At 60.3% G+C, this 5,283-nt stretch carries 6 protein-coding genes; 1 reads left to right on the top strand and 5 read right to left on the bottom strand.

What is annotated here, in order from left to right:
• Window positions 1-292: hypothetical protein (locus B3P22_RS23495; protein WP_296272847.1), on the top strand; the 292-nt coding region annotated here is incomplete at its 5' end.
• A gap of 69 nt (window positions 293-361) precedes the next feature.
• On the opposite strand, the gene bfr is transcribed toward B3P22_RS23495, so the two are convergent.
• The 5 genes from bfr to rpsD all read right to left on the bottom strand — a co-directional run.
• Window positions 362-826 (bottom strand): bacterioferritin, encoded by a 465-nt coding sequence (bfr, locus tag B3P22_RS23490; RefSeq protein ID WP_275547609.1) that lies wholly within the window; start codon window positions 824-826, stop codon window positions 362-364.
• 136 nt (window positions 827-962) lie between these two features.
• On the bottom strand, window positions 963-3,113 hold the full coding sequence (gene katG, locus B3P22_RS23485; RefSeq protein ID WP_296272844.1) for a catalase/peroxidase HPI: 2,151 nt from the start codon (window positions 3,111-3,113) through the stop codon (window positions 963-965).
• Window positions 3,114-3,362: 249 nt separating this feature from the next.
• Window positions 3,363-3,749, bottom strand: coding sequence for a 50S ribosomal protein L17 (rplQ, locus tag B3P22_RS23480; protein ID WP_003243945.1), 387 nt, complete (start codon window positions 3,747-3,749; stop codon window positions 3,363-3,365).
• Between the two features lie 44 nt (window positions 3,750-3,793).
• Entirely contained in the window at window positions 3,794-4,795 is a 1,002-nt protein-coding gene (locus tag B3P22_RS23475; RefSeq protein ID WP_003243938.1) for a DNA-directed RNA polymerase subunit alpha, read from the bottom strand.
• Between the two features lie 22 nt (window positions 4,796-4,817).
• Window positions 4,818-5,283: 30S ribosomal protein S4 (gene rpsD, locus B3P22_RS23470; protein WP_296272841.1), on the bottom strand; the 466-nt coding region annotated here is incomplete at its 5' end.

Below are 5,283 nucleotides of genomic sequence, written 5' to 3'. Positions count from 1 at the left end.
CGAGCCGACCACCGGCCTGCATTTCGCCGATATCCAGCAACTGCTCGACGTGCTGCACCGCCTGCGCGACCACGGCAACACCGTGGTGGTGATCGAACACAACCTGGACGTGATCAAGACCGCCGACTGGCTGGTGGATCTCGGCCCCGAGGGCGGCTCCAAGGGCGGTATGATCATCGCCACCGGCACCCCGGAAGAAGTGGCGGCCAACCCGGCTTCGCACACCGGGCACTTCCTCAAGCCGTTGCTGGAAAGAGACAGCGACAAGCGACAAGCCTCAAGCAGCAAGTAAGAGCAGAAACGAAAAGCCAGAGCATGAGCTCTGGCTTTTTCTTGTGGCTTGCAGCTTGAAGCTTGTCGCTTACATCTGACTTTGCAGGTACTTCTCCAGCCCCAGCTTGTCGATCAGCTGCAGCTGGATTTCCAGCCAATAGGCGTGATCTTCCTCGGTGTCCTTGAGCTGCAGCAGCAGGATGTCGCGGGTCTGGTAATCCTGATGTTTCTCGCACAGTTCGATGCCCTTGCTCAGGGCCGCACGCACTTCGTACTCCAGGGCCAGATCCAGCTTCAGCGCCTCGGGCACGGTCTGCCCGAACGTGAAGGCGTTGGGCACCATGTCCGGCACGCCCTCGAGGAAAATGATGCGCTTGAGCAACGCATCGGCGTGCTGGGTTTCCTCTTCCATCTCGTGATTGATGCGTTCGTAGAGCTTGCCGAAGCCCCAGTCCTCATACAGCCGTGAGTGGATGAAATACTGGTCACGAGCGGCCAGCTCGCCTTTGAGCAGATGCTTGAGATAGTCGACGACTTCGGTGTGGCCTTTCATGCCGGGCATTCCTTGTTGCATTCATGAACAGGGAGTAATGCTCCGCCTGACACGGGGTTCGGTCAAGCAAAAGCACAACGCCTCCACGAGGGAGGCGTTGCGGTTTACTGACGCACCAACGATGCGCCGGTCAGGCTCAGGCCAGGTCGAAACGATCCAGGTTCATCACCTTGGTCCAGGCGGCGACGAAGTCCTTGATTAGCTTCTCCTTGCCGTCAGCGCTGGCATACACCTCGGCGTAAGCGCGCAGCACCGCGTTGGAGCCGAACACCAGGTCGTTGCGGGTAGCGGTGTATTTCACCAGAGCGTCCTTGCGCGTACGCCCTTCGAAGACTTCGTTGCTGTCATCGGTGGCCTTCCACACGGTGCCCATATCCAGCAGATTAACGAAGAAATCGTTGGACAGCACGCCGACCCTGTCGGTGAACACGCCGTGCTGGCTGCCGTCATGGTTGGCACCCAGTACACGCAGGCCGCCGACCAGCGCGGTCAGCTCCGGCGCGGTAAGGGTGAGCATCTGCGCTTTGTCCACCAGCATGGTCTCGGTGGGTACACCCAGATCGCCCTTGCTGTAGTTGCGGAAGCCATCGGCAGCCGATTCCAGCACATCGAAGGATTCGACATCGGTCTGGTCCTGACGCGCGTCGACGCGCCCCGCGGCGAACGGCACGTCCACCACGACACCGGCAGCCTTGGCCGCCAGCTCGACACCGACGTTGCCGGCCAGCACGATCACGTCTGCCAGCGACGCCCTGGCCGAAGCCTGCTGGATTTCCACCAACTTCGGCAGCACCGCCATCGCCCGCTGGTTGACCGCCCAATCCTTCTGCGGCGCCAGGGCCAGACGCGCACCGTTGGCGCCGCCGCGCTTGTCACCACCGCGGAAGGTCGAGGCCGAAGCCCAGGCCACGGATACCAGATCACCGACCGACAGTCCGGAGGCCGCGATCTTCGCCTTCAGGTCGGCGATGTCGGCGGCGGTCGGGTTGTGCGTGGCCGCCGGCAGCGGGTCTTGCCAGATCAGGTCTTCCTTCGGCACTTCCGGGCCCAGATAACGGGCTTTCGGCCCCATGTCGCGGTGAGTCAGCTTGTACCAGGCGCGCGCGAAGGCATCGGCGAAGGCCTGCGGATCTTCGTAGAAGCGCTTGGAGATCTTGCCGAACTCGGGATCGAAACGCAGGGTCAGGTCAGTGGTGAGCATGCTCGGCTTGTGGAATTTGCCCGGCACATGCGCGTCCGGAATGATCTCCGGTGCATCCTTGGCCACCCACTGCTTGGCGCCGGCAGGCGACTTGGTCAGTTCCCATTCGAACTTGAACAGGTTCTCGAAGAAGTTGTTGCTCCACAGTGCCGGGGTCTTCGTCCAGGTGACCTCGAGGCCGCTGGAAACGGTGTCCTTGCCGAAACCGCTGCCGAAGTTGCTGGTCCAGCCCAGGCCTTGGGCTTCGATGGGCGAGCCCTCCGGCTCCGGGCCTTTATGCGACTCGGGCGCAGCGCCGTGACACTTGCCGAAGGTGTGGCCGCCGGCGATCAACGCGACGATCTCCTCATCATCCATCGCCATGCGGTAGAAGGTGGCGCGAATGTCCTTGGCCGCGGCAAGGTAGTCGCCACTGGCGTTCGGGCCCTCCGGGTTCACGTAGATCAGACCCATGTGCGTGGCGCCAAACGGAGCGGTCAATTCACGCTCGTCGCTGACACGCTTGGGATCGACCCCCAGCCAGGCGACTTCGGCGCCCCAGTTGACGTCCTGATCCGGCTCCCACACGTCCTCACGCCCGCCGGCGAAGCCGAAGGTACGGAAGCCCATGGATTCCAGCGCGACGTTACCGGCGAGGATGTACAGGTCAGCCCAGGAGATGGACTGGCCATACTTCTGCTTGATCGGCCACAGCAGGCGGCGCGACTTGTCGATGTTGACGTTGTCCGGCCAGGAGTTCAGCGGTGCGAAGCGCTGCTGGCCACGACCGCCACCACCACGCCCGTCGGTGGTGCGATAGGTACCGGCGGAGTGCCAGGCCATGCGGACGAACTGCGGGCCGTAGTGGCCGAAGTCGGCGGGCCACCAGTCCTGGCTATCGGTCATCAGCCGAACCAGATCGGCTTTCAGTGCCTTGTAGTCGAGCTTTTTGAACGCTTCGGCGTAGTTGAACTGTTCGCCCAGGGGGTTGGATCGGTCGGAATGCTGGTTCAGCAGGTCCACACGCAACTGATTCGGCCACCAATCTTTGTTGGTCGTACCGCCACCGGCAACGTGGTTGAACGGACATTTACCTTGGTTCGACATGCTTCTCTCCTTCTCCTCATCGGGTCGATCGCAGCGCCTGCGACCAACGATGGGACAAGCCTAGCCCCAGCCAGCAGGGCGAACCAATTCATCAAGCGAAACGGCTCGATAGTTAATTTCTTTCGGAAGCCAAAGTCGACAACCAGCGCCAGAATTCGTTTGAAAACACTCAGGCAACGGCATTGAAATGCGTAAATCCAGGCAACAAAAAACCGGGCACTAGGCCCGGTTTCTTGTACAACCAGCAACTTACTCGGCAGCTTCTACCGAACCGCCGACCGGACGGTCGACCAGTTCAACGTAAGCCATCGGAGCGTTGTCGCCAGCGCGGAAGCCGCACTTGAGGATACGCAGGTAGCCGCCGTTACGGGTGGCGTAGCGCTTGCCCAGATCGTTGAACAGCTTGCCGACGATGGCTTTCGAACGGGTACGATCGAAGGCCAGACGACGGTTGGCAACGCTGTCTTCCTTGGCCAGGGTGATCAGCGGCTCGGCAACGCGACGCAGTTCCTTGGCTTTCGGCAGGGTAGTTTTGATCAGCTCGTGCTCGAACAGCGAGACCGCCATGTTCTGGAACATGGCCTTGCGGTGAGCGCTGGTGCGGCTGAGGTGACGGCCACTTTTACGATGACGCATGGTTCAATTCCTTACCAAACTTGTTCGTTCGGTGATGATGACGATCAGGCAGTGGCCTTATCGTCTTTCTTCAGACTTGCCGGCGGCCAGTTGTCGAGGCGCATACCGAGGGACAGACCGCGAGAAGCCAGAACATCCTTGATTTCGGTCAGGGATTTCTTGCCCAGGTTCGGGGTTTTGAGCAGCTCTACTTCGGTGCGCTGAATCAGGTCACCGATGTAGTAGATGTTCTCTGCCTTGAGGCAGTTGGCCGAACGTACGGTCAGCTCCAGGTCATCGACAGGACGCAGCAGGATCGGATCGATCTCGTCTTCCTGCTCGACCACAACAGGCTCGCTGTCACCTTTGAGATCCACGAACGCGGCCAGCTGCTGCTGCAGGATGGTCGCGGCACGGCGGATAGCCTCTTCAGGATCCAGGGTACCGTTGGTTTCCAGGTCGATAACCAGTTTGTCCAGGTTGGTGCGCTGCTCGACACGGGCGTTTTCCACCACGTAAGCAACCCGACGCACAGGGCTGAACGAAGCATCCAGCTGCAAGCGACCAATGCTGCGGCTTTCATCTTCGTCGCTCTGACGAGCGTCTGCCGGCTCATAGCCGCGACCACGAGCTACGGTGAGCTTCATGTTCAGCGAGCCATTGGCGGCCAAGTTGGCGATGACGTGGTCGCCATTGACGATTTCGACATCGTGATCCAGCTGAATATCGGCAGCGGTAACTACGCCCGGGCCCTTCTTAGCCAGAGTCAGGGTCACTTCGTCACGGCCGTGCAGCTTGATAGCCAGACCTTTCAGGTTGAGCAGGATCTCGATGACATCTTCCTGCACACCTTCGATCGCGGAGTACTCGTGGAGTACGCCGTCGATCTCGGCCTCGACTACTGCACAGCCAGGCATGGAGGACAACAGGATGCGACGCAGCGCGTTGCCCAGGGTATGGCCGAAACCACGCTCGAGAGGCTCGAGGGTGATCTTGGCGCGGGTCGGACTGACCTCCTGCACATCGATGTGACGGGGGGTCAGGAACTCATTTACCGAAATCTGCATGGATGCACCTATTTTCTAGCCCTTACTTGGAGTAGAGCTCGACAATCAGGCTCTCGTTGATGTCAGCGGACAGATCGCTACGAGCCGGTACGTTCTTGAACACACCAGACTTCTTCTCGGCGTCTACTTCTACCCACTCAACACGGCCGCGCTGGGCGCAGAGCTCGAGAGCCTGAGCGATGCGCAGCTGGTTCTTCGATTTCTCGCGAACAGCAACGACGTCGCCAGCTTTAACCTGGTAGGACGGTACGTTTACGGTCTGACCGTTGACGCTGATTGCTTTGTGCGAAACCAGCTGACGGGATTCGGCGCGGGTAGCACCATAGCCCATACGGTAAACCACGTTATCCAGACGGCACTCCAGCAGTTGCAGCAGGTTTTCGCCGGTGGCGCCCTTCTGGCTGGCAGCTTGCTTGTAGTAACCGCTGAACTGACGCTCCAGAACGCCGTAGATACGACGGACTTTCTGCTTTTCACGCAGCTGGGTG

Source organism: Pseudomonas sp. UBA6323, from assembly GCF_002439135.1.
GTDB lineage: Bacteria > Pseudomonadota > Gammaproteobacteria > Pseudomonadales > Pseudomonadaceae > Aquipseudomonas.
This window is presented reverse-complemented; position numbering and strand designations above follow the sequence as displayed.